Here is a 21,062-nt window from a genome sequence, read left to right as displayed (position 1 = left end):
ACGCCGACGCTTTATCAGCCGTCGGCGATTGAAACCTTGAAGAGTTTTGTTGCTGCGTCGAATCAGAACGCCGGCAGAACCGCGCCGCTGTACTTCTTCTCGATGAAGGCTTTCACTTCAGGACTGGTCAAAGCCTTGGCCAGTTTCTGAATGGCAACGCTGTCCTTGTTGTCCGGACGAGCCACCAGGAAGTTCACATAAGGCGAATCTGCACCTTCGATCACCAGCGCGTCTTTAGCCGGGTTCAGGCCTGCTTCCAGCGCGTAGTTGGTGTTGATCATGTCCAGGTCAACCTGATCCAGCACACGCGGCAGCATGGCCGATTCCAGTTCCTTGAACTTGAAGTTGTGCGGGTTCTTGGCGATGTCTTTCGGCGTAGCCAGCGCGTTTTTCGGGTCTTTCAGTTCGATCAGGCCAGCCTTCTGCAGCAGGATCAGGGCACGGCCGCTGTTGCTGCCTTCGTTAGGGATGGCAATGGTCGCGCCATCTTTGAGCTCAGCCAGGGTTTTGACTTTCTTCGAGTAGCCGCCAAACGGTTCGACGTGTACGCCGATCACAGTCACCAGGTTGGTGCCTTTGCCTTCGTTGAAGCTTTTCAGGTACGGCAGGGTCTGGAAATAGTTGGCGTCCAGACGCTTCTGGTCAACCTGTACGTTTGGCTGAACGTAGTCGGTGAAGACTTTGATTTCCAGGTCCACGCCTTCTTTGGCGAGGGTTGGCTTGATCAGCTCAAGAATCTCGGCGTGTGGAACCGGGGTCGCCGCAACCACAAGTTTCTCGCCAGCCTGGGCCAGGCCAGCAGTCAGGGCAGCCGCCAGTGCGGTGAACAACAGAACCTTTTTCATGCAGTGTCCTTATCGAAAATCTCGGTCGTCGTCGACGACGGCTAAATACAAGTGCCATTGAAGTGCTATCGCTGGCGTGAAGCGGACAATACCCGGATTTTTTATTCCCGAATAATATCTTTTATTCACTTTCATATTCCATTTTGTTCATAAAGATCATTGTAGCGTCTGCGTCAGGCTTTCCAGTAAACGCTTGAGCGCGGAACGCTCCGTGGCGGTGCCGTTTTTGATCAGATGAATCGCCTGCTGCTCGATCTGCGCCAGCGATACGGGCGTCTCCAGCAAATTCAGATGCTCGGGCAAAATCTCGTCGCCGGTGCTCACCAGCAATGCGAAATGAATGACGTTTTCCAGCTCCCGGGTATTGCCCGGCCAACTGTGCCGCTCCAGCACCAACTGCGCGGCCTCACTGATCAGCGGGACGGGCAGGTCGAGACGCTGGCTGTAGATGCCAAGAAAGTACTCCGCCAGTGAGAGGATATCGCCCACACGGTCACGCAATGCCGGCAGCTCAAGGTGTCCTTCGCTGAGGTAGTGATAAAGCCGCTCATGAAATTTCCCGGCGGCCACTGCCTGGGCCAGATCAATGCTGGTGGCCGCCACCAGACGCACGTCCACCGGGCTCGGTTGATGTGCACCCACCCGGGTGACTTCGTGATTCTCAAGTGCGGACAGCAATTTGATCTGGATTGGCAGCGGCAAATCACCGATCTCATCCAGATAGAGCGTGCCGCCGTTGGCCGAACCAAACCACCCGGCACGACTGCTCGCCGAGCCGCTGAAGCTGCCCGCCGCATAACCGAACAATTCAGCATCGGCGTAGGTTGGGCTGATCGCGCCGCAATTGACCGAAACGAACAACCCGCCGCGATCACTGGCGCGGTGGATATGTCGCGCGAGCAATTCCTTGCCGCTGCCGGTTTCACCGCGAATCAACACCGAGATTGAACGCGGGGCCAGTTGTTCCAGTTCCTGGCGCAATTGCCGCGAACGTGGATCGACAAACACCAGCGCTTTGGCGCGGATGCTCAGGGGACTTTTTTCTGCATCGGGAAAGGTCAGCAGCGGCTGACCGAAGTGTTCAAGACTCATGGCTGACTCCCGCCCAAAACCGCCGGGAGACGGGGGCGATTCTAAAAGGAAAAAAGGTTCAAGCGCGGCGCAGGGCGTGAAGTTCCATGCGGTTCTGCAGGCGATAGAGGTAGGCAAAACCCTGCTCCCAGCGCTGGTGACCGGACTTCACATTGATGTGCCCGGCCCCCGATAAAATCCCCGCCTCGGCACCCCAGTTGCGCGCCAGTTCAAGGGCTCGCGGCGCACTCACGGCGCTGTCGTTATCGGAACTGACGACCTGGCATGGGAACGGCAACAAGTCGGTGGGAATCGGCGCAAAGTTGCGCAACGCCGGCGCGCATGCCGGGCGCTCGACATCCGCAGGCGCGACCAGCAAGGCACCGCGCACCTGACGCAGAAACTGTACGGGCGCAGCGGCGGCCCAATGGGCGACGGTGATGCAACCCAGGCTGTGAGCGATCAGGATCACCGGCGTGCTGTCGGCGGCAATCGCCTCGGCCAGCGCCGCAACCCAGTCTTCACGACGCGGCGTCAGCCAATCTGCCTGCTCCACCCGCGCGCTGTTCGGCAGACTGTTCTGCCAGTGGCTTTGCCAATGATCTTCCGACGACCCTTGCCAGCCCGGCACAATCAGGTAGCGAATTGATTCGTTGCGCATGGGGGGAGCTCTCCTGCTGCGTGTCTGTTCCTGATCGAGTATAGGGAGGGGATTTATATTCGTTAAGGAATAAGAAGCTATGTATTAAGATCCGCATAGAATAAGCAAATCCCACTGTTTCATCGCCAAGGCATTTTTCAGAGCAAAAAAAAGGACCGCACCCTGCCAAGGAGACGGCCCCGGAAACTCAAAATCTCTGAAGCGATGATTGGTTAAAACGATTATCTTATAAAGGAATATTTAATTGCTTTATAAGATCTAAAACGCATATAGCCATCAGCGAAACGTTGACGGCCCCACCTCCTGCTTGTGCCTTAACGTATCGCCTCTTTGGGTCAAATTGATGACGGGCGCCTTTGCCATCGCTTACATCGTGTTTGAGTTTTCGATTTCATCCTTCATACCTGAGCAGCACGAACCTCCCGAGGTTGTGCAGCGCCTTTACGTTCAAACCGGTTCGCCCGTCCAAACGTCCCGAAATCATTGAACCGCACGCCCATCTCACGCATCACTTTATGCGCCACCGGCACGGTCATCTGGCGGATGTAAAACGGTTCCTTCACCACAAAGTGATGGATGCCATGGCTGCTGCCGAAGTTGAAGCAGAACGCCTGCAACGGCCACAGCCACCCGGCGTTCAGCACCTGACATTGCTGCATCACATTGCCCGGCTCGATGTCACCGTAGTAGTGCATGTTCGAGCTGATGAAGTGCAGGCAGAACGTACGCAACACGTTCGGGCCGATGATCACCACCGCCGCGATATCAATCACCTGCATCACCGACAACGTCGTCGCCGACCACTCGATTGGCGCGCCCATCAAGAACGCGATGCCGTTGATCGCATGGAAGCCGAGGAACACGTACCACGCGCCCCAATGCACCAACGCCAGCGGTGCGTAGACCTTGAGCGTGCGCTGGACGATGCTGAATTTATGCGCCCAGGTCTTGGCTCGCAGCATGCGGATGAAGGACGACATCATGTTGTCACCAACCATCAGCAACCGCGCAAATCCCCAGGGTTCGCCGTTGGTGATGGCGCGTTCTTCCATATCGGTTTCAGTGCCCGATACCTTGTGGTGATTGAGGTGCAGATGCCGACGGATCCACGGATTGATCGTGCTCGGCCGCGCCAGCCACACCAGCCCCATCATCAGGTTGTGCGGCACGCGCTGTTTGCGAAAGTACATGCTGTGAATCAGGTCGTGTTCCAGTTCGTGGGTCAACGAGGCGAAAAACGCGTTGAGCAACAAGCACGCCCACCAGGCCATGTGGCCAGTCATGTACAGCGCCGCCGAACCGATCATCCCGGCCAGGGCAAAGGCCAGAATGCCGGCGCCGAGGGCGTCCTGATGATTGAGAATCGGGTAGCGCTGACGCAGCTCGACGCCCTTGGCCAGCACCACTTCACGAATATGTGCTGATCGCTGCGCTGCATTCAATCGCTGGGGACTTGCAGAAGTACCGTGCATGCTTCCATCCTCTGGTTATTGATGTTCGCATCCTGCCTTGCGAATGTTTACAAGGTGGTAGCCATGAACGCCAACCTGTTGACCGGAAGCGCCAATCAGCATGACTGAACCGACCTCCCTCGCCAGCTGGACCCGCGCCCTGCGCAAGCAGCTCGATGCGCTGGGCCTCGACAGCACCGCCCTGTGCCAGCAGGCGGGGCTCGACCCGCGATTGATGGACGACCCGAACGCCCGTTACCCGTTGTCCGGCACCACGCGCCTGTGGGAAATCGCCGTGCAGGTCAGTGGCGATCCGGCAATCGGCCTGCGCGTATCGCGTTTCGTCAGCCCCACCACGTTTCATGCGCTCGGTTATGCGCTGGTGGCCAGCGGCAGTTTGCGCGAGGTGTTCGAACGCATCGTGCGTTATCACCAGGTGGTCAGCGATGCCCTGGAACTGGAGCTGACCCGCACCGAGGACCGCTACCGCTTTCGCCTGAAAATTCCTGTGGGCAACCCGGCACCTGCGTTCGAAGCCATCGACGCCTTCACGGCGATTTACGTACGCACCTGCCGCAATCGCCTCGGTCGGGACTATGCACCGCTGGCGGTGTACCTGCGCCGCCCGGAACCCGCCGATGCCCACCAATGGCACAAAGTCTTCCGTTCACCGGTGTATTTTTCGGCAGAAGAAGACCGCGTGGAGTTTTCCCTGGTGGATTTCGACAGCCACCTCGATGACGCCAACCCGGAACTGGCTGAACACAACGAAACCGTGCTCGACCGCGCCTTGGCACAGCTCAAACCGCTGACCTGGGAGCGCAAGGTCCGTGACGCCATCGAAGAGCAATTGCCCGAAGGCGAACCCAGCGCCGAACACATCGCCAAGGCCCTGCACCTGAGCTTGCGCAGCCTGCAACGGCATTTGGCGGATGAGGGGTGTCGGTTCGATACGCTGCTCAATGAAAGTCGCGAAAACCTGGCGCTGCTGCACCTGCGCGACCCGCAATGCTCGTTGAGTGAGGTCAGTTACTTGCTGGGGTTTGCCGATACCAGCAGCTTCAGCCGCGCGTTCAAGCGCTGGACGGGGATGACGCCGGGGCAGTTTCGGGATGGGTTGCGCTGACCGGCCCAGACATTGGGTCGCCTCGCCCGGCCTCATCGCGAGCAGGCTCGCTCCCACAGTGGTTCTGCGTTTTTATGAGATTTTGAGTTCTCTGAAGATCAATTGTGGGAACGAGCCTGCTCGCGATGAGTCCGGATCAGACACCACAAAAAAGCTTCAGCGCCCGCGATCCCGCCGCAACAACTTGCGCACCCGCGCCACCAACTCGCTCACCGCAAACGGCTTGAGCAAATAATCGTCCTCATGCAACTCCAATCCGCGCAGGCGATCCTCGATGCCGTCCTTGGTGGTCAGGAACAGTACCGGCGTCTCTCCGAGCTTGCGGATCTGTTGCTGCAACTGCCAGCCGTTGAGCCCCGGCAGCATTACGTCGAGGATGATCAGCGAGTATTCGCCGGTCTCGATGAAACGCCGGCCGTCCATGCCGTTGAGCGCGACATCCACCGAATAGCTCGCCTCGTTCAGGCCGTTGGCCAGGAGTTTGGCGGTCTCCGATTCGTCTTCTACTAGCAGTACACGCATGGCACACCTCGATTATCGTCGTCACAGGCTAGGCGCCTTCGCGGGCAAAGCCCACCAATAACGTCGCGCGTTAAAAAATCGCCAGTGCCCGCAACCGCTCGGCATCGACAATTTCGATCTCGCCGTACTTGAGATTCAGGATTCCCTGGCCCTGCAAATCCTTGAGCAACTGATTGGTGGTCTGGCGCGACAACGACAGCAGCGACGCCAACTGCTCCTGTGGCAATTGCAGCACCCGGCGGGGTGGATCGATTTCGCCGTAGCCTGCAGCGATCATCAGCAAGCGATGGGCGAGACGCGCCGGGGCGGGCATCAGGCTCAGTTGTTCGAGGTTGATGAAGGTCAGGCGCAACTTGTGGCTCATCAGCAACGCCAGTTGCCGCCAGTACACCGGTTGTTCGTCGAGCAACTTCAGCAGTGCCGCTTGCGGGATGTGCAACAGGGTACACGTCCCCACAGCGAAGGCGTCGTGGGTCCGCGCCTGACCGTCGAACAGGCAGATTTCACCAAACCAGTGCGGCGGTTCCACCAGGCTCAGCAGCGCTTCCTTGCCTTGCTCACTGACCGCGCCGATGCGCACCGAGCCTTCAAGCACCGCATACAACCCGCACGGCGGATCGCCGCGTTTGAACAGCAATTGCCCGGACGACAGGCGCCGCAGCCGGGCCGCGGCCAGCAGACTATCCTGAAAGGGAACAGGTAGATGACTGAACCACTGGCCGCTCATCAAGCGCGAGCGCCAAACCTGCATGTCCATGGAAACTCCTGGAAATTGTCGCCTGCCTGACAGAGCGGAAAGTGAACCCGGGGCATGATCAATCACCCTACAGGAGGAATAACAATGAAAAGCCTCGTTGACCATCTCAGTCAATACGCCGCCTACCACCGTGATCCGCGCAACATCGCCAGCCACTTTATCGGTATTCCGTTGATTGTGGTGGCCGTTGCTGTACTGCTGTCGCGGCCGCAATGGGCCGGAGGCTGGCTTTCGCCGGCGGTGCTGGTGTCGTTGGCGTCGGCGTGGTTTTACCTGCGCCTGGAGTTGCGCCTTGGGGTGCTGATGACCGTGTTGCTGGGGCTGTCGGTTTGGGCGGGCCAGGTGTTGGCGCAGCAAAGCATGCTGGTCTGGCTATCGAGCGGAATCGGGATGTTTGTGGTGGGCTGGGCGATTCAGTTTGTCGGGCATCACTATGAAGGGCGTAAGCCGGCCTTTGTCGATGACGTGACCGGGTTGATTGTCGGGCCGTTGTTTGTGGTGGCGGAGTTGGCGTTTTTGTTGGGGTTGCGGCATGACCTGAAAGAGCAGATCGAGGCGCGGGCCGGGGGTGTAAGAATCAATCCGAATCGCGCTGCGGCATAAGACGCCTTCGCGAGCAGGCTCCCACAGAGTTTCTATGTACACCATAGATCCAATGTGGGAGCGGGCTTGCTCCGGGCGGCGTTCCGACGATGCTTTTGCTTTAGAGGTTGGCGAGTTTCTGCCAGACCTTGGGCTTGAAGAACAGTGTTTCGCCCTTCGCCAGCCCGATCAGGCTGTCATGGTCCTTCACCACTTCCGCCTCTATCAATTCGCTCTGACCTTCAACTTTCAGCGTCACCCGGGTCGTCGCGCCCAACGGACGGATATCGCGCACTTCAGCCGCATGGTGATCTTCCAGTTCATGCCGTGACAGCGACACTTCATGCGGACGGAACAGCACGTGATTGTCTTCGCCCAGATGCAGACGGTTCGAATCGCCGAGGAAGTGATAAACGAAATCGCTGGCCGGGTTTTCGTAGACATCGCCCGGTGAGCCGATCTGCTCGATCACGCCTTTGTTCATCACCACGATACGGTCGGCGACTTCCATGGCTTCTTCCTGGTCGTGGGTCACGAATACCGAGGTCAGGTTGATGTCTTCATGCAGCCGCGCCAACCAGCGGCGCAGTTCTTTGCGGACCTTGGCGTCGAGGGCGCCGAAGGGTTCATCGAGCAGCAGCACTTTCGGCTCGACCGCCAAGGCGCGAGCCAGGGCGATACGCTGACGCTGACCACCGGAGAGTTGCTCCGGGTAGCGATCCGCCAGCCAGTCCAGTTGCACCATGTTCAGCAGTTCGTGGACTTTTACCGCGATCTGGCTTTCGCTCGGGCGCTGTTTTTTCGGCTTCATGCGCAGGCCGAACGCGACGTTGTCGAACACGGTCATGTGGCGGAACAAGGCGTAGTGCTGGAACACGAAGCCAACGTTGCGATCACGCACGTCGTGGCCGGAGACGTCTTCACCGTGGAACACGATGTTGCCCTGATCCGGGGTTTCCAGGCCGGCGATGATTCGCAGCAGCGTGGTTTTACCGCACCCCGACGGGCCGAGCAGCGCCACGAGTTCACCGCTCTGGATGTCCAGGCTAATGTTGTCCAGCGCCTTGAACGCATTGAAATTCTTGCTGACGTTACGCACTTCGATCGACATGAATTATTCCTCCGCGGCGCTGGCGCGCAGGCGGTTAATACGGTTTTCGCTCCACTGCTTCAGCAGCAGGATGAAGAGCGCCATGATCAGCAACAGGCTCGCTACCGCGAACGCGGCCACGTGGTTGTATTCGTTGTAGAGGATCTCGACGTGCAGCGGCAGGGTGTTGGTCACCCCGCGAATGTGCCCGGAAACCACCGACACCGCACCGAACTCACCCATCGCCCGCGCGGTACACAGCACCACACCGTAGATCAGGCCCCATTTGATATTGGGAACGGTGACGTGCCAGAACATCTGCCAGCCATTGGCGCCCAACAGGCGCGCGGCCTCTTCCTCTTGCGTGCCCTGTTCCTGCATCAGCGGGATCAGCTCACGCGCCACGAACGGCACGGTGACGAAAATCGTCGCCAGCACGATACCCGGCAAGGCGAAGACGATCTGGATGTCGTGATCCTGCAGCCACGGCCCGAACAGGCCCTGGGCACCGAACATCAGCACGTAGACCAAGCCGGCGATCACCGGCGACACCGAGAACGGCAAGTCGATCAACGTGACCAGCATGCTCTTGCCGCGGAACGAGTACTTGCTCACGCACCACGCGGCGCTGACGCCGAACACCAGGTTCAACGGCACCGAAATCAGCACGGCGATCACCGTGAGTTTCAGCGCCGACAGCGCATCCGGTTCGAAGATCGCAGTGAAGAACGCACCCAGGCCGAGCTTCAGCCCCTGGGACACCACGATGAACAGTGGCAACAGCAGAAACAGCGCAAAAATCAGCCAGCCAAGGCCGATCAGGATTCTTCGCGAAGTGGCACTGCCACGGCGCGCAGCGTTGGCCGAAGAGGCGGCCGCAATAGACGATTGGGACATGGTTCGCGCCTCCTTATGGGGTTTCGATGCGACGTTGCAGCAAGTTGATCAGCAGCAACAGGACGAAGGAAACCACCAGCATCAGTACACCAATGGACGTGGCGCCGGTGTAATCGTACTGGTCGAGCTTGACCATGATCAGCAGCGGCAGGATCTCGGTTTTCATTGGCATATTGCCGGCGATGAAAATCACCGACCCGTACTCGCCGACCCCGCGGGCAAAGGCCAACGCGAACCCCGTCAGCCATGCCGGGAGCAATGCGGGCACCAGAATGTAACGGAACACCTGTAACGGTTTTGCCCCGAGACACGCCGCCGCTTCTTCCACTTCACGCGGGATATCAGCCAATACTGGCTGTACGGTACGTACTACGAATGGAAGTGTCACAAAAGTGAGGGCAAGGGTGATGCCGAGGGGGGTATACGCAATCTTGAAACCCAGGTCCGCTGCAAACTGACCGACCAAACCGGTGGGGGTGTACAACGCCGTCAGCGCGATACCGGCCACCGCCGTCGGCAACGCGAAGGGCAAGTCGATCATTGCGTCGATGACTTTGCGACCGGGGAAGGTATAGCGCACCAGCACCCAGGCGAGCAGCGTGCCGATCACGCCGTTGATGATCGCGGCATAGAGCGCGGTGCCGAAGCTCAGCTTCAACGCCGCCAGCACCCGAGGCGCCGAGATAATTGCCCAGAACTGATCCCAGGTAAGTTGGGCGGCATGCACGAACATCGCCGCCAGTGGAATGAGCACAATCAGGCTGAGGTACACCAAGGTGTAGCCCAGCGTCAGCCCGAAGCCGGGTATGACGGGGGAGATACGACGCGACATAAAAGTCCTTGGTTGAGAACGCGCAAAGCCCCGACGGCTAAATCGGGGCTCGTTGATGGCTATTTAAGACTACTGCGCCTGATAAATCTGGTCGAACACGCCACCGTCATTGAAGAACTTCGGTTGCGCGGTTTTCCAGCCGCCGAAGTCTTTGTCGATGGTCACCAGGTCCAGGGTCGGGAACTGCTTGGCGTACTTGGCAGCCACGTCCTTATCACGTGGACGATAGAAGTTTTTCGCGGCAATTTCCTGACCGGCCGGGCTGTACAGGTGCTTGAGGTACGCTTCGGCGATCTGCTCGTTGCCCTTTTTCTCGGCGTTCTTGTCGACCACGGCCACTGGCGGCTCGGCAAGAATCGACAGCGAAGGCACGACGATTTCAAACTTGTCGGCGCCGCCGTCTTCTTTCAGCGCCAGAAACGCTTCGTTTTCCCAGGCCAGCAACACGTCGCCCTGACCGTTGTTGACGAAGGTGATGGTCGAACCGCGAGCGCCGGTGTCCAGCACAGGCACGTGTTTGAACAGGGTCTGGATGTAGTCCTTGGCCTTGGCTTCGTCACCGCCGTTGACTTTCAGGCCATAGGCCCAGGCCGCGAGGAAGTTCCAGCGGGCGCCGCCGGAGGTTTTCGGGTTCGGGGTGATGACCGAGACATCGTTCTTGACCAGGTCGCCCCAGTCCTTGATGCCTTTCGGGTTGCCTTTGCGCACCAGGAACACGATGGTCGAGGTGTACGGCGTGCTCGCTTCTGGCAGACGCTTCTGCCAGTCAGCCGGAAGGGTCTTGCCGAGTTTGGCGATTTCGTCGATGTCACCCGCCAGGGCCAGGGTCACGACGTCGGCACGCAGACCGTCGATCACCGCGCGGCCCTGCTTGCCCGAACCACCATGGGATTGCTGGATTTTTACAGTGTCGCCGGCGTGATCCGCCTGCCAGTACTTGATGAACTCGGCGTTGTAGTCCTGGTACAGCTCACGCGTCGGGTCGTACGACACATTGAGCAGCTCGTAATCCTTGGCAACCGCGGATCCCGCAAAAAGGGCGCTGGCCAGGGCGGCCAAAGCGAAATGACGAATCGACGACATGGTGAAAGCTCCTGGAATTCTGTTTGTGTTGGCTTTTTTTTATGGAGGCGGGAAGCGGATTGCCGGTTGCTTAGCTCGGCTTGTTGCTCGGGTTCTGCAGACGGAATTTCTCTTTGCGTTCGATCTGGACGACCTGGGCGTTATGCACAGTGATCTCCACAGCCCCAAAGCGCAGATCGCGCAATGCGCTCTGGATCTCACGCAAAATGGCTGCTTCGTCTTGGCCATCAACACTACGTAGGGATGCGCTCATGGTGCTGCTCCTTCAACTGAGAGGTTGCCTGGCAGTGGCGGCACTGCTTGCGGCGTGAGACCAATAGTAGTGAGGAGTAGATATTCTTAAAAAGACTATTTAAGAATGTTTATATAACTTAAAGACTGATCGTTCCCACACAGCACGTGGGAATGATCGAACACGGGCTTAGCGAATAATGGGCGCGCACATCCAATCCAGCTGCTCTGCCGGCACCGGTCGCCCAAACCAGTAGCCTTGCCCCAGATCGCATTCATGCTCGAGCAGGAATCCGGCCTGCTCGACCTGCTCGATCCCCTCGGCATGCACTTGCATCCCCATGCTCTGCGCCAGGGCAATGATCACTCGCACAATCGCCGCGTCATCTTCATCACACGGCAACCCGGCGACGAAGCCTTGGTCGATCTTGAGTTTCTGCACCGGCAATCGCTTGAGCCGCAGCAGGGACGAATATCCCGTGCCGAAATCGTCGATGGCCAGCCGCACACCCAGCTCGCGCAGGCGATGCATCTGCTCCAGCGCCACCTCCGGATCCTCCATCACTGCACTTTCGGTCACTTCCAGCTCCAGATACGCCGGATCAAGCCCCGTCGAATCAAGCACCTGAGCCACCTGCTGATACAGCTCGCGTCGGGCAAACAGTCGCGATGAGACATTTACCGCCACAAACGCCAACCCCACACCCGCCGCTCGCCACTGACACATTTGCTGACAGGCCTGCTGCATAACCCAGGCATCAATCTCGGCAATCAGCCCGGTACGCTCGGCGATGGGGATGAACTCTGCCGGCGACACCAGCCCGCGCTGCGGATGCGCCCAACGCACCAGTGCTTCGACGCCGATCAGGCGACTGGTTTTGAGGTCATGCACGGGTTGGTAATAGACGCGCAGCTCTTGCTGCTGGAGCGCGCGGCGCAGCTCAAAGGCCATTTCGACCCGCTGCTGGGCATGGGCGGTCAATTCTTCGGTATAGAGCGCGTAGCCATCCCGGCCCGCACTCTTGGCCTTGAACAAGGCCGAATCGGCGTTGCGCAACATTTGCTCGGCACTCAAGGCATCACTCGGAAACTGACTGATGCCGACACTGGCGTTGATAAACAGTCGATGCCCATCAATGTGGAACGGCTCCCGCAGGCCATCGATGATTCGCTGAGCCAGCGCCGCGGCTTGTGCCACTTGCGGACAGCTTTCGGCGAGCACCGCAAATTCGTCACCGCCCAGACGCGCCAGGGTCATGCCTGGGCCGAACATGGCATTCAAATGCTCGGCCACCGCCTTCAGCAGTTGATCACCGACGGTATGCCCGAGGCTGTCGTTAATCATCTTGAAGTGATCCAGGTCGATCATCAGCAACGCGCAGCCCCGTTTATGGATTTGCGCCGATGCCAGTGCCTGTTCGACACGGTCGGTGAACAGCAGTCGATTGGGCAGATCGGTCAGCGGATCGTGGTGAGCCAGATGCTTGAGTTCGTGCTCGGAATTTTTGATCGCACTGATATCGGAAAACACCGCCACGTAGTGGCTACGCAGGCCCTGATCGTCATGGATGATGCGGATGGTTTGCCATTGTGGGTAGATTTCACCGCTTTTACGGCGATTCCAGATCTCCCCGCTCCACTCACCGGTGCTGTTGAGTGTCGCGAACATCGACTGGTAAAACGCTGGCGGATGATGGCCGGATTTGAACAGGCTGGGTTGCCGGCCCAGCACCTCATCACACTGATAACCGGTGATCGCCATGAAGGCCCGGTTCACATGGACAATCAGCCCGTTGCTATCGGTGACCAACACGCCCTCACGGGTGCAATCGAACACGGCGGCGGCCTGGCGCAAACGCTCACGGTCGGCATGGCGCTCGCGCAGCCTGGCGCCGATCCCCAGGCATTTGAACAGTCGGGCCCGGGCAAGGAAGATCAAACCGGCACTGAGCACCACCCAGAAATAACCGTTGATCAGTTGCCATCGCAATAGCTCGGCAGAGCTATCGAAGAAACTGTTCAATACATAGCCGCTGACGGCCATCCAGGCGACTGAAAGCAACAGGTAAAGCAGCGCTGCACGCAAGGCGTCGCGATAGGTGGCAGACATTAGAACGTCCATGTCCCTACAGAAAGGTTGGAATTATAGGCCAAGGACACATCCAGCCACTCTTATCTGAAAGGGCGACTGGTTTTATCCGTGGGCTTAGTGATAATGCAACGGCTGTTTTTTTCTTTATCGAGGGCCCTACAGCCTATGTGGTACGAAGGTTTACTCGGCTTGTCGCCCTGGTCACTGGTGGCAGTCACCCTGCTGATGACCCACGTCACGATCGTTGGCGTCACGGTCTATCTCCATCGTTATTCAGCCCATCGCTCGCTTGAGCTCAATGCCGGCCTGAAACATTTCTTCCGCTTCTGGCTGTGGTTGACCACGGCGCAGAACACCCGCGAGTGGACCGCTATCCACCGCAAGCATCACGCCAAATGCGAAACCGTCGATGATCCGCACAGCCCGGTCGTCAAAGGTCTTTCCACCGTTTTGCGCAAAGGTGCCGAGTTGTACCGCGCCGAAGCGGAAAACCCGGAGACCCTGCGCATCTACGGCAAGAACTGCCCCGAAGACTGGATCGAACGTAATCTCTACAGCCGATTCCCGCTGTTGGGTGTGGCGATCATGGGTGTCATCGACCTGCTGCTGTTCGGCACCATCGGCATCACCATCTGGGCCATCCAGATGATGTGGATCCCTGTGTGGGCCGCCGGCGTGGTCAATGGCCTTGGCCATGCCATCGGCTACCGCAACTTCGAATGCCGCGATGCCGCCACCAATCTGGTGCCTTGGGGCATCCTGATCGGCGGTGAAGAGCTGCATAACAACCATCACACCTACCCTAACTCGGCAAAATTGTCGGTGAAGAAGTGGGAGTTCGACCTCGGTTGGGCCTGGATCCAGGTCTTCAGTTTCTTCCGTCTGGCCAAGGTCCAGCGGGTCGCCCCGATCGCGCACCGGGTTGAAGGCAAAGGCAGCCTGGACATGGACACTGCCATGGCCATCCTCAACAACCGCTTCCAGATCATGGCCCAGTACCGCAAATTGGTGATCGCGCCTCTGGTCAAGCAAGAACTGGAAAAGGTCGATCACTCGGTCCGCCATCAATTCCATCGCGCCAAGCGCCTGCTTTCGCGGGAAACCAGCCTGCTGGACGAAAAACACCACGTTCGCATCCAGACCATGCTCGAACACAGCCAGGCGCTGAAGGTAATTTACGAAAAACGCCTGGCCTTGCAGCAGATCTGGGTCAAGACCAGCTCAAATGGTCACGACATGCTCGCCGCCATCAAGGATTGGGTGCATGAAGCTGAGGCCAGCGGGATTCAATCCCTGCGTGACTTCGCCGACCAGTTGAAGACCTACTCCCTGCGCCCTGCCGCTGTCTGATGCCGTTGATCGGTGCGCCCCGCCAGCGGGCGCACCCTTCGGAACTAAGCTCCAAATCCCCTATCTCAAAGACACTTCGCCACCCCTGGCGGGTTTCGTTGTCGCCGCTTTCGAGTCCAGAACAGCGCACGCCCTTTGAGATTTGTCCCTATGGTCCCAAAAAACCTGCACGACTCATCCTTTGCGCAATCGCCCGACACAGCTCAAACCCTGATGGCGCTGATGCATGCCCAAAGTGAAGTGGCGCGCCTGAGCGAACGCGAACAGCTGTTCAGTTCGCTGCTGGTGAGTGTCAACGCGGTGTTGTGGGCATTCAACTGGGAAACCCGGCAGGTGCTTTACGTCAGCCCGGCTTATGAGCGAATTTTCGGCCGCTCCGCCGGCAGTTTGCTGTCCGACTACAACGAATGGCGCGACAGCATTTACCCCGACGACCTGGACTATGCCGAGCGCAGCCTGGCCGACGTGCTGGTCAAAGGTGCGGTTGAAGACCGCGAATACCGCATCATCGATGCCGATGGGCAGGTGCGTTGGCTCAGCGACAAATGCTTCATCAATCGTCAGGCGGAACCCGGCCAACCCGTGATCATTGTCGGCATTGCCGAAGACATCACCGAAAAGAAGCGGATGGAAGCCGAACTGCAACGCCTGGCCACCACTGACGTGCTGACTCAAAGCAGCAATCGCCGGCACTTCTTCGAATGCGCGCAAAAGGAGTTTGCACAGGCACGCAAGCAAGGCACACCGCTGGCGTTTCTGCTGCTGGACATCGATGATTTCAAAGGGGTCAACGACACGTACGGTCATCCACAAGGTGACGTAGTGCTGCAACAGATCGCAGAGAGCGGTCGCGCGGCGCTTCGCCGAGGCGATGTGTTCGGACGGATCGGTGGTGAAGAGTTTGCGGCGGTGTTTCCTGGCTGTGCGCCGGACATGGCCCTGCAAGTGGCGGAAAGATTGCAACGGCAGATTCAGCAATTGAGCTTTAGCCATGACGACCAGACGTTTGGCATTACTGTCAGCCAGGGGCTGACCAGTCTCACCAACGAGGACGAAAGCCTCGACAGCCTGTTTGCCAGGGCAGATGCGGCGATGTATGAAGCCAAGCGGCAGGGCAAGAACCGGATCATTTCCGGTTAATCCGCCGAACTCCTCCAGGGATTGTGTATGGATTACTTTTTGCGTAATCGCATCAGTTCCGGCAAACCGATTTTGAGCAACCGCGCTGTTCGGCTTTTCGCCAATGCTTCCACGCCCTCATGCTCGGTCAGGCGCGCCAATTGCGCCGCCATGTTCATCACCAGCGCCTCGCGTGAGTAAACCCCGCCACCGAGCTGATAGACCGACGCAATCAACTCTCTCAGCTCCAGCGGCAGACGCCAGCGGGTGCGCAGTGCCGAACCGTAGGCTGCGCCGAACTCGGCCAGCGCATCGCCGACTTCCTCCCACTCGTCCAGATCACCTCCGCCCTGCTTCCACTCTTGTAAACATCGCAGCAGAGCCAGGTCACCAAGACGATGCAGCATGCCTGCGCAGTAACAGCGCTCTTGTTCCAGATCCAGCAAGCGTGCCAGCGTGCGGGCGTACTCGGCGGTGTGCAGGGACAACTCCCAGTTACGTTCGGCATAGTCCGCCAGTAGCGGATCGTCGAGCCGCGCACTGCGCTTAAGGGCCAACCCCAGAATGAGATTCATGCTTTGTCCGGAGCCTAAACGGTGCAAGGCCTGGGACAGGGTTTGCACGGGATCGCCAAGGTGATGCGCCGCGCTGTTCGCGGCGGCAATCAGCACAGCGGTAATCTGCGGATCGGTGCGAATCTCGTCCTCCAGTCGTTTCAGATCGAGACCGCTCGGATTGAGGCTGCGCTGGACTGCTATCTGTACATCAGTCATCAACGGCGCACCGTCCGTCAGGTCTCGCCGTCGCTCCAGGTACACCGATAACGTCATGCCCGGCGCCAACCTTGGCACCTCGCAGGAAACCTCTTCACCGGCGTTCAGCAGCAACTCCTGCAGACGCTGGGTCAGGTTTTCCATGTTCAGGGGTTTGGTCAGGTACGCCGTGGGCGCCAAAGGCAAAGCCTCGTGCACGCTGCCACTGTCGTTGCGGCTGCTCATCAGAATGAACGGCAGCGGTGGATTGCGTCGGCGCTGACGCACGTTACGCAAGACATTCAAGCCATCGACACCGGGCAACTCCCAGTCAACGATCGCCAGGTCGTAGGGAATTTCCGCCAGCCGGTCGATTGCCTGTTGGCCATCGGCGCACAGGTCTACTCGCGCATCGCAGCGCACTTTCAATAACACCTGCTTGAGCAAGTCTCGAGACCACGGGTCGGCCTCGGCAATCAACACCCTCGGTGCAGCGGGTAAATCAACGACAGTCATGCAGCACGCTCCCTCGCAATGCTATGAACCATAGTCAACACTGGCGATTCGAGACAAATCAAATGACCTGAATGTGTTTCAAGAGGCGTAAAAAAACCCGCCGAAGCGGGTTTTTTGTCGATCAGGTCACACACTAGGTGGTCACAGCTCGGAGAAGCACTCTTCGATGATCGCCAGACCTTTGTCCAGTTGCTCGTCCGGCGCAGTCAGCGGTACCAGGACGCGCAGAACGTTGCCGTAGGTGCCGCAGGACAGCAGGATCAGGCCTTTGTCGCGAGCCTTGGCCACAACCGAGGCTACCGCAGCAGCGTTTGGCTTGTGGCTGTCGCCGTTTTCGAACAGCTCGACAGCGATCATCGCGCCCAGGGCACGGACTTCGCCGATCACCGGGTACTTGGCCTGGATAGCCTTGAGGCCAGTCACCAGACGCTCGCCAACAGCTTTACAACGGTCCAGCAGGTGTTCTTCTTCGAACACTTCCATCACGGCCAGGGCCGCAGCGCAAGCGATCGGGCTACCGGCGTAGGTGCCGCCCAGGCCGCCTGGAGCGATGGCGTCCATGTATTCGGCCTTGCCGCACACACCGGCCAACGGGAAGCCGCCAGCGATGGATTTGGCGAAGGTGGTCAGGTCGGCGGACACGCCCATCTGTTCCATGGCGAAGAAGGTGCCGGTACGGCCAGCGCCGGTTTGCACTTCGTCAGCGATCAACAGGATGCCGTGCTGGTCGCACAGGGCGCGCAGACGCTTCATGAACTCTTTAGGCGCGACGTAGAAACCGCCTTCGCCCTGAACTGGTTCGATGATGATGGCAGCGATGTCACGCGGCTCAGCGTCGTTCTTGAAGATGCGTTCGATGCTGGCGATCGAGTCGTCGACGCTCACACCGTGCAGTTCATTCGGGTACAGCGCGCGGAAGATGCCGCCTGGCATCAAGCCCATGCCGGCCGAGTAAGGCACGACTTTACCGGTCAGGCCCAGGGTCATCATGGTGCGACCGTGGTAAGCGCCGGTGAAGGCGATCACGCCAGCGCGGCCAGTGGCGGCACGAGCGATTTTCACGGCGTTTTCTACCGCTTCGGAACCGGTAGTGACCAGCAAGGTTTTCTTGGCGAAATCACCAGGTACCTTGGCGTTGATTTTTTCGCACAGCTCTACGTACGGTTCGTAGGCCAGTACCTGGAAGCACGTGTGGGTCAGCTTGTTCAACTGCTCGGTGACGGCGGCGATGATTTTCGGGTGTACGTGACCGGTGTTCAGCACGGCGATACCGCCGGCGAAGTCGATGAACTCGCGACCTTCAACGTCGGTCACGGTGGCGTTCTTCGCGTGGTCGGCGAAGATCGGGTGAATCTGGCCAACACCGCGCGGTACAGCGGCTTCGCGGCGTTTCATCAGGGATGCGTTTGTCTTGCTCATAAAGTCCTCATTCACCGCTCATCGGGCGGCGTGGTTCAAGGAAAATGCGGCGGGGAGGCAACTACGGCAGCATGCGATGATCGACTGCCACAGCTTTCCCGGCCACAGAGAAAATTCCGTGTGAAGCGCAGAAAGGGACAGCGCTCTCGTGCCCTTTCCGCTTGAAGCAATGCCTTGCCGGGCTTAGATGCCCAGGCAGAGGTATTTGATTTCCAGGTAATCTTCGATGCCGTACTTGGAGCCTTCACGGCCCAGGCCCGACGCCTTGATGCCGCCGAACGGCGCGACTTCGTTGGAGATCAACCCGGTGTTGACGCCGACCATGCCGTATTCCAGGGCTTCAGCCACACGGAACACACGACCCAGGTCGCGCGCATAGAAGTAGGAAGCCAGACCGAACTCGGTGTCGTTGGACATCGCGATCACTTCGGCTTCGTCTTTGAAACGGAACAGCGGCGCCAATGGACCGAAGGTTTCTTCCTTGGCCACAGCAGCGTTTTTCGGCACGTTGGTCAGGATGGTCGGCTCGAAGAAGTTGCCTTCCATGACCTTGCCACCGGCCAGAACGGTTGCGCCTTTGCTGATCGCGTCAGCAATGTGCTCTTGAACCTTGGCCACGGCTTTTTCGTCGATCAGCGGGCCAGTGGTGGTGCCTTCTTCCAGACCGTTGCCGATCTTGAGTTTGGCCACGGCCACTTTCAGCTTCTCGGCAAACGCGTCGTAGACCGAATCCTGAATGTACAGGCGGTTGGCACAGACGCAGGTCTGGCCGTTGTTGCGGTACTTGGAAATGATCGCGCCTTCGACGGCCTTATCCAGGTCTGCGTCGTCGAACACGATGAACGGTGCGTTGCCGCCCAGTTCCAGGGATACTTTCTTGATGTCCTTGGCGCATTCAGCCATGAGCTGGCGACCGATTTCGGTCGAGCCGGTGAAGGACAGTTTGCGAACGATCGGGTTGCTGGTCAGCTCGCTACCGATGTCGCCGGCGCTGCCGGAAACAACGCTGAACACACCAGCTGGAATGCCAGCGCGCTGAGCCAGTTCAGCCAGGGCGAACGCGGAGAACGGAGTTTGCGAAGCAGGCTTGAGCACCATGGTGCAACCGGCAGCCAGGGCTGGGCCGGCTTTACGGGTGATCATTGCGGCCGGGAAGTTCCACGGGGTGATTGCAGCGGTCACGCCGATTGGCTGCTTGATCACGATCAGACGCTTGTCTGGCTGGTGGCCCGGTATCACGTCACCGTAGACGCGCTTGGCTTCTTCGGCGAACCATTCAATGAAGGAAGCGGCGTAAACGATTTCGCCCTTGGCTTCGGCCAATGGCTTGCCCTGCTCGAGGGTCATCAGGCGAGCCAGGTCATCCTGGTTCTCGATAATCAGTTCGAACCAACGACGCAGCTTGTTCGCGCGGTCCTTGGCGGTCAGTGCACGCCAGGCCGGCAGCGCTTTGTCAGCGGCTTCGATCGCACGGCGGGTTTCGGCAGCGCCCATTTTCGGCACGGTGCCCAGAATTTCGCCGGTGGCCGGGTTGTTCACTTTGATCGTCTGACCATTGTCCGCGTCGACCCAAGCGCCATCGATAAAGGCTTGCTGGCGGAACAACTGGGTGTCTTTAAGCTGCATGTCGGCTTTCCTTAACAGCACCGCGGCAGGCGCGGAGCAAATTATGATTGTAGAAAGGCGCCCTATAGGCTGCCGTCAGGGAAATCATTCACTGGGCTGAAGCACATAAATAGCGCACTGATTGATACCGTGCGGTTCAGCACCCAGACAAGAGCGTTTGAAATCTCAAACGAATCCTAGGATCAAAGGGGGTAAAGGACAATAGCCTGTTCGAAAAAAAGAACGAAAACGCCGCATTTGCCTAATTTTTCTGATCAACGTAGCAAACGCAGGTTACGCTTTCAAAAAACACAGGCGATTCAGCAGCATGGACGCACGCAGCACATATGAGTATCATGGCGCCCGCTTGCACCAGTAGCTCAGCTGGATAGAGTACTGCCCTCCGAAGGCAGGGGTCGTGGGTTCGAATCCCGCCTGGTGCACCATACGCTGCAAATGAAAAAGCCTCAGACCTTAGGGTCTGGGGCTTTTTTGTGGGTGACGATTTTTCAACTTCGGACAATGACGTTGTTTTTGGCGGGAACTGAGGGGCTGTGCATCCGCTCGCTATCTGAGGCTTGCGAGAGCGTCAGGGGCAGTGTGTCGCCACGCGAGCCCTGAATCGAGTCTCAGGGGCTGCCACGCGGCTTGGAAGCCATGGTCAGAGCCTTGAACAGGCGGCTCGCCATCAGAACCTCCCTTTAAAGCATGAGGCTCACACCCCAATTGAAATAGAGCACTACGGTATGAACTTTCCAGCGGGCAAAACAAAACCCCTACCTGCATACGCAGATAGGGGTTTCGGAATTTAATCTTGACGATGACCTACTCTCACATGGGGAAACCCCACACTACCATCGGCGATGCATCGTTTCACTGCTGAGTTCGGGATGGGATCAGGTGGTTCCAATGCTCTATGGTCGTCAAGAAATTCGGTAGCCAGGTCGTTTACCTTTCGGTTCACGCTCCAGCGAATGGGTATGTAATAGATTTGTGTGTTTCGTTTCGAATTTTCGACTTTGTATCGTCTTCACACACCGCAATCTGGCCTCTTTCGAGCT

Annotated in this window: 19 protein-coding genes, 1 tRNA gene and 1 rRNA gene; 5 read left to right on the top strand and 16 right to left on the bottom strand. The window is 58.6% G+C overall.

Annotated elements, in window-relative coordinates; translation table 11 throughout:
• Positions 1 to 62 precede the first annotated feature (62 nt).
• The 4 genes from SB725_RS10245 to SB725_RS10230 all read right to left on the bottom strand — a co-directional run bounded on the left by SB725_RS10245 (position 63) and on the right by SB725_RS10230 (position 4,049).
• Positions 63 to 845: a MetQ/NlpA family ABC transporter substrate-binding protein gene (locus SB725_RS10245; protein ID WP_010464830.1), complete on the bottom strand. Its 783-nt coding sequence runs from the start codon at positions 843 to 845 to the stop codon at positions 63 to 65.
• Between the two features lie 156 nt (positions 846 to 1,001).
• Positions 1,002 to 1,937, bottom strand: coding sequence for a sigma 54-interacting transcriptional regulator (locus tag SB725_RS10240; RefSeq protein ID WP_410921726.1), 936 nt, complete (start codon positions 1,935 to 1,937; stop codon positions 1,002 to 1,004).
• Between the two features lie 58 nt (positions 1,938 to 1,995).
• Positions 1,996 to 2,577: an alpha/beta hydrolase gene (locus SB725_RS10235; protein ID WP_027922264.1), complete on the bottom strand. Its 582-nt coding sequence runs from the start codon at positions 2,575 to 2,577 to the stop codon at positions 1,996 to 1,998.
• Between the two features lie 398 nt (positions 2,578 to 2,975).
• Positions 2,976 to 4,049, bottom strand: a complete 1,074-nt coding sequence (locus tag SB725_RS10230; RefSeq protein ID WP_410921725.1) for a fatty acid desaturase — start codon at positions 4,047 to 4,049, stop codon at positions 2,976 to 2,978.
• Positions 4,050 to 4,149: 100 nt separating this feature from the next.
• On the opposite strand from SB725_RS10230, the gene SB725_RS10225 reads away from it, so the two are divergent.
• On the top strand, positions 4,150 to 5,154 hold the full coding sequence (locus SB725_RS10225) for an AraC family transcriptional regulator (RefSeq protein ID WP_027922266.1): 1,005 nt from the start codon (positions 4,150 to 4,152) through the stop codon (positions 5,152 to 5,154).
• 156 nt (positions 5,155 to 5,310) lie between these two features.
• Here SB725_RS10225 and SB725_RS10220 read toward each other — a convergent pair whose 3' ends face one another.
• Together SB725_RS10220 and SB725_RS10215 are read right to left on the bottom strand one after the other, a co-directional pair.
• On the bottom strand, positions 5,311 to 5,676 hold the full coding sequence (locus SB725_RS10220; RefSeq protein WP_027922267.1) for a response regulator: 366 nt from the start codon (positions 5,674 to 5,676) through the stop codon (positions 5,311 to 5,313).
• A gap of 70 nt (positions 5,677 to 5,746) precedes the next feature.
• Positions 5,747 to 6,433 (bottom strand): Crp/Fnr family transcriptional regulator, encoded by a 687-nt coding sequence (locus SB725_RS10215; RefSeq protein ID WP_027922268.1) that lies wholly within the window; start codon positions 6,431 to 6,433, stop codon positions 5,747 to 5,749.
• A gap of 84 nt (positions 6,434 to 6,517) precedes the next feature.
• On the opposite strand from SB725_RS10215, the gene SB725_RS10210 reads away from it, so the two are divergent.
• Positions 6,518 to 7,036 (top strand): DUF962 domain-containing protein, encoded by a 519-nt coding sequence (locus tag SB725_RS10210; protein WP_027922269.1) that lies wholly within the window; start codon positions 6,518 to 6,520, stop codon positions 7,034 to 7,036.
• A 100-nt stretch (positions 7,037 to 7,136) separates the two neighbouring features.
• On the opposite strand, the gene SB725_RS10205 is transcribed toward SB725_RS10210, so the two are convergent.
• The 6 genes from SB725_RS10205 to dibA all read right to left on the bottom strand — a co-directional run bounded on the left by SB725_RS10205 (position 7,137) and on the right by dibA (position 13,258).
• Complete coding sequence (locus SB725_RS10205) at positions 7,137 to 8,126, bottom strand: sulfate/molybdate ABC transporter ATP-binding protein (RefSeq protein ID WP_059181840.1); 990 nt, start codon at positions 8,124 to 8,126, stop codon at positions 7,137 to 7,139.
• A 3-nt stretch (positions 8,127 to 8,129) separates the two neighbouring features.
• Positions 8,130 to 9,002 (bottom strand): sulfate ABC transporter permease subunit CysW, encoded by an 873-nt coding sequence (gene cysW, locus SB725_RS10200; RefSeq protein WP_027922271.1) that lies wholly within the window; start codon positions 9,000 to 9,002, stop codon positions 8,130 to 8,132.
• 13 nt (positions 9,003 to 9,015) lie between these two features.
• Complete coding sequence (gene cysT / locus SB725_RS10195; RefSeq protein ID WP_027922272.1) at positions 9,016 to 9,834, bottom strand: sulfate ABC transporter permease subunit CysT; 819 nt, start codon at positions 9,832 to 9,834, stop codon at positions 9,016 to 9,018.
• A 69-nt stretch (positions 9,835 to 9,903) separates the two neighbouring features.
• Positions 9,904 to 10,917 carry a sulfate ABC transporter substrate-binding protein gene (locus SB725_RS10190; RefSeq protein ID WP_027922273.1) on the bottom strand — a complete coding sequence of 338 codons (1,014 nt, stop codon included), beginning with the start codon at positions 10,915 to 10,917 and terminating at the stop codon, positions 9,904 to 9,906.
• Positions 10,918 to 10,987: 70 nt separating this feature from the next.
• Positions 10,988 to 11,170: a sulfur starvation response protein OscA gene (oscA, locus tag SB725_RS10185; RefSeq protein WP_027922274.1), complete on the bottom strand. Its 183-nt coding sequence runs from the start codon at positions 11,168 to 11,170 to the stop codon at positions 10,988 to 10,990.
• A gap of 168 nt (positions 11,171 to 11,338) precedes the next feature.
• The gene (dibA, locus tag SB725_RS10180) at positions 11,339 to 13,258 is read right to left on the bottom strand and encodes a phosphodiesterase DibA (RefSeq protein WP_059181842.1); all 1,920 of its coding nucleotides are present in this window, start codon (positions 13,256 to 13,258) and stop codon (positions 11,339 to 11,341) included.
• A gap of 147 nt (positions 13,259 to 13,405) precedes the next feature.
• On the opposite strand from dibA, the gene desA reads away from it, so the two are divergent.
• Positions 13,406 to 14,590: a delta-9 fatty acid desaturase DesA gene (gene desA, locus SB725_RS10175; RefSeq protein WP_027922276.1), complete on the top strand. Its 1,185-nt coding sequence runs from the start codon at positions 13,406 to 13,408 to the stop codon at positions 14,588 to 14,590.
• A 150-nt stretch (positions 14,591 to 14,740) separates the two neighbouring features.
• The gene (locus SB725_RS10170) at positions 14,741 to 15,730 is read left to right on the top strand and encodes a GGDEF domain-containing protein (protein WP_059181843.1); all 990 of its coding nucleotides are present in this window, start codon (positions 14,741 to 14,743) and stop codon (positions 15,728 to 15,730) included.
• A gap of 32 nt (positions 15,731 to 15,762) precedes the next feature.
• Here SB725_RS10170 and SB725_RS10165 read toward each other — a convergent pair whose 3' ends face one another.
• The 3 genes from SB725_RS10165 to gabD all read right to left on the bottom strand — a co-directional run bounded on the left by SB725_RS10165 (position 15,763) and on the right by gabD (position 20,022).
• A complete protein-coding gene (locus tag SB725_RS10165) occupies positions 15,763 to 16,977 on the bottom strand; it encodes an HDOD domain-containing protein (protein ID WP_410921724.1) in 1,215 nt (404 codons plus the stop codon).
• A 141-nt stretch (positions 16,978 to 17,118) separates the two neighbouring features.
• On the bottom strand, positions 17,119 to 18,396 hold the full coding sequence (gene gabT / locus SB725_RS10160) for a 4-aminobutyrate--2-oxoglutarate transaminase (RefSeq protein WP_027922279.1): 1,278 nt from the start codon (positions 18,394 to 18,396) through the stop codon (positions 17,119 to 17,121).
• Between the two features lie 183 nt (positions 18,397 to 18,579).
• Positions 18,580 to 20,022, bottom strand: coding sequence for an NADP-dependent succinate-semialdehyde dehydrogenase (gene gabD, locus SB725_RS10155; protein ID WP_008148203.1), 1,443 nt, complete (start codon positions 20,020 to 20,022; stop codon positions 18,580 to 18,582).
• Between the two features lie 348 nt (positions 20,023 to 20,370).
• Here gabD and SB725_RS10150 point away from each other — a divergent pair.
• Positions 20,371 to 20,447 (top strand) — tRNA-Arg (locus SB725_RS10150).
• 366 nt (positions 20,448 to 20,813) lie between these two features.
• Here the strand turns inward: SB725_RS10150 and rrf are convergent.
• Positions 20,814 to 20,929 (bottom strand): 5S ribosomal RNA (gene rrf / locus SB725_RS10145).
• Positions 20,930 to 21,062: the final 133 nt, after the last annotated feature.

The organism is Pseudomonas sp. SIMBA_041 (assembly GCF_046535095.1).
GTDB lineage: Bacteria > Pseudomonadota > Gammaproteobacteria > Pseudomonadales > Pseudomonadaceae > Aquipseudomonas > Aquipseudomonas mucoides.
Note: the sequence above shows the minus strand (reverse complement) of the source record. Positions and strands in the feature narration are given on the sequence as shown.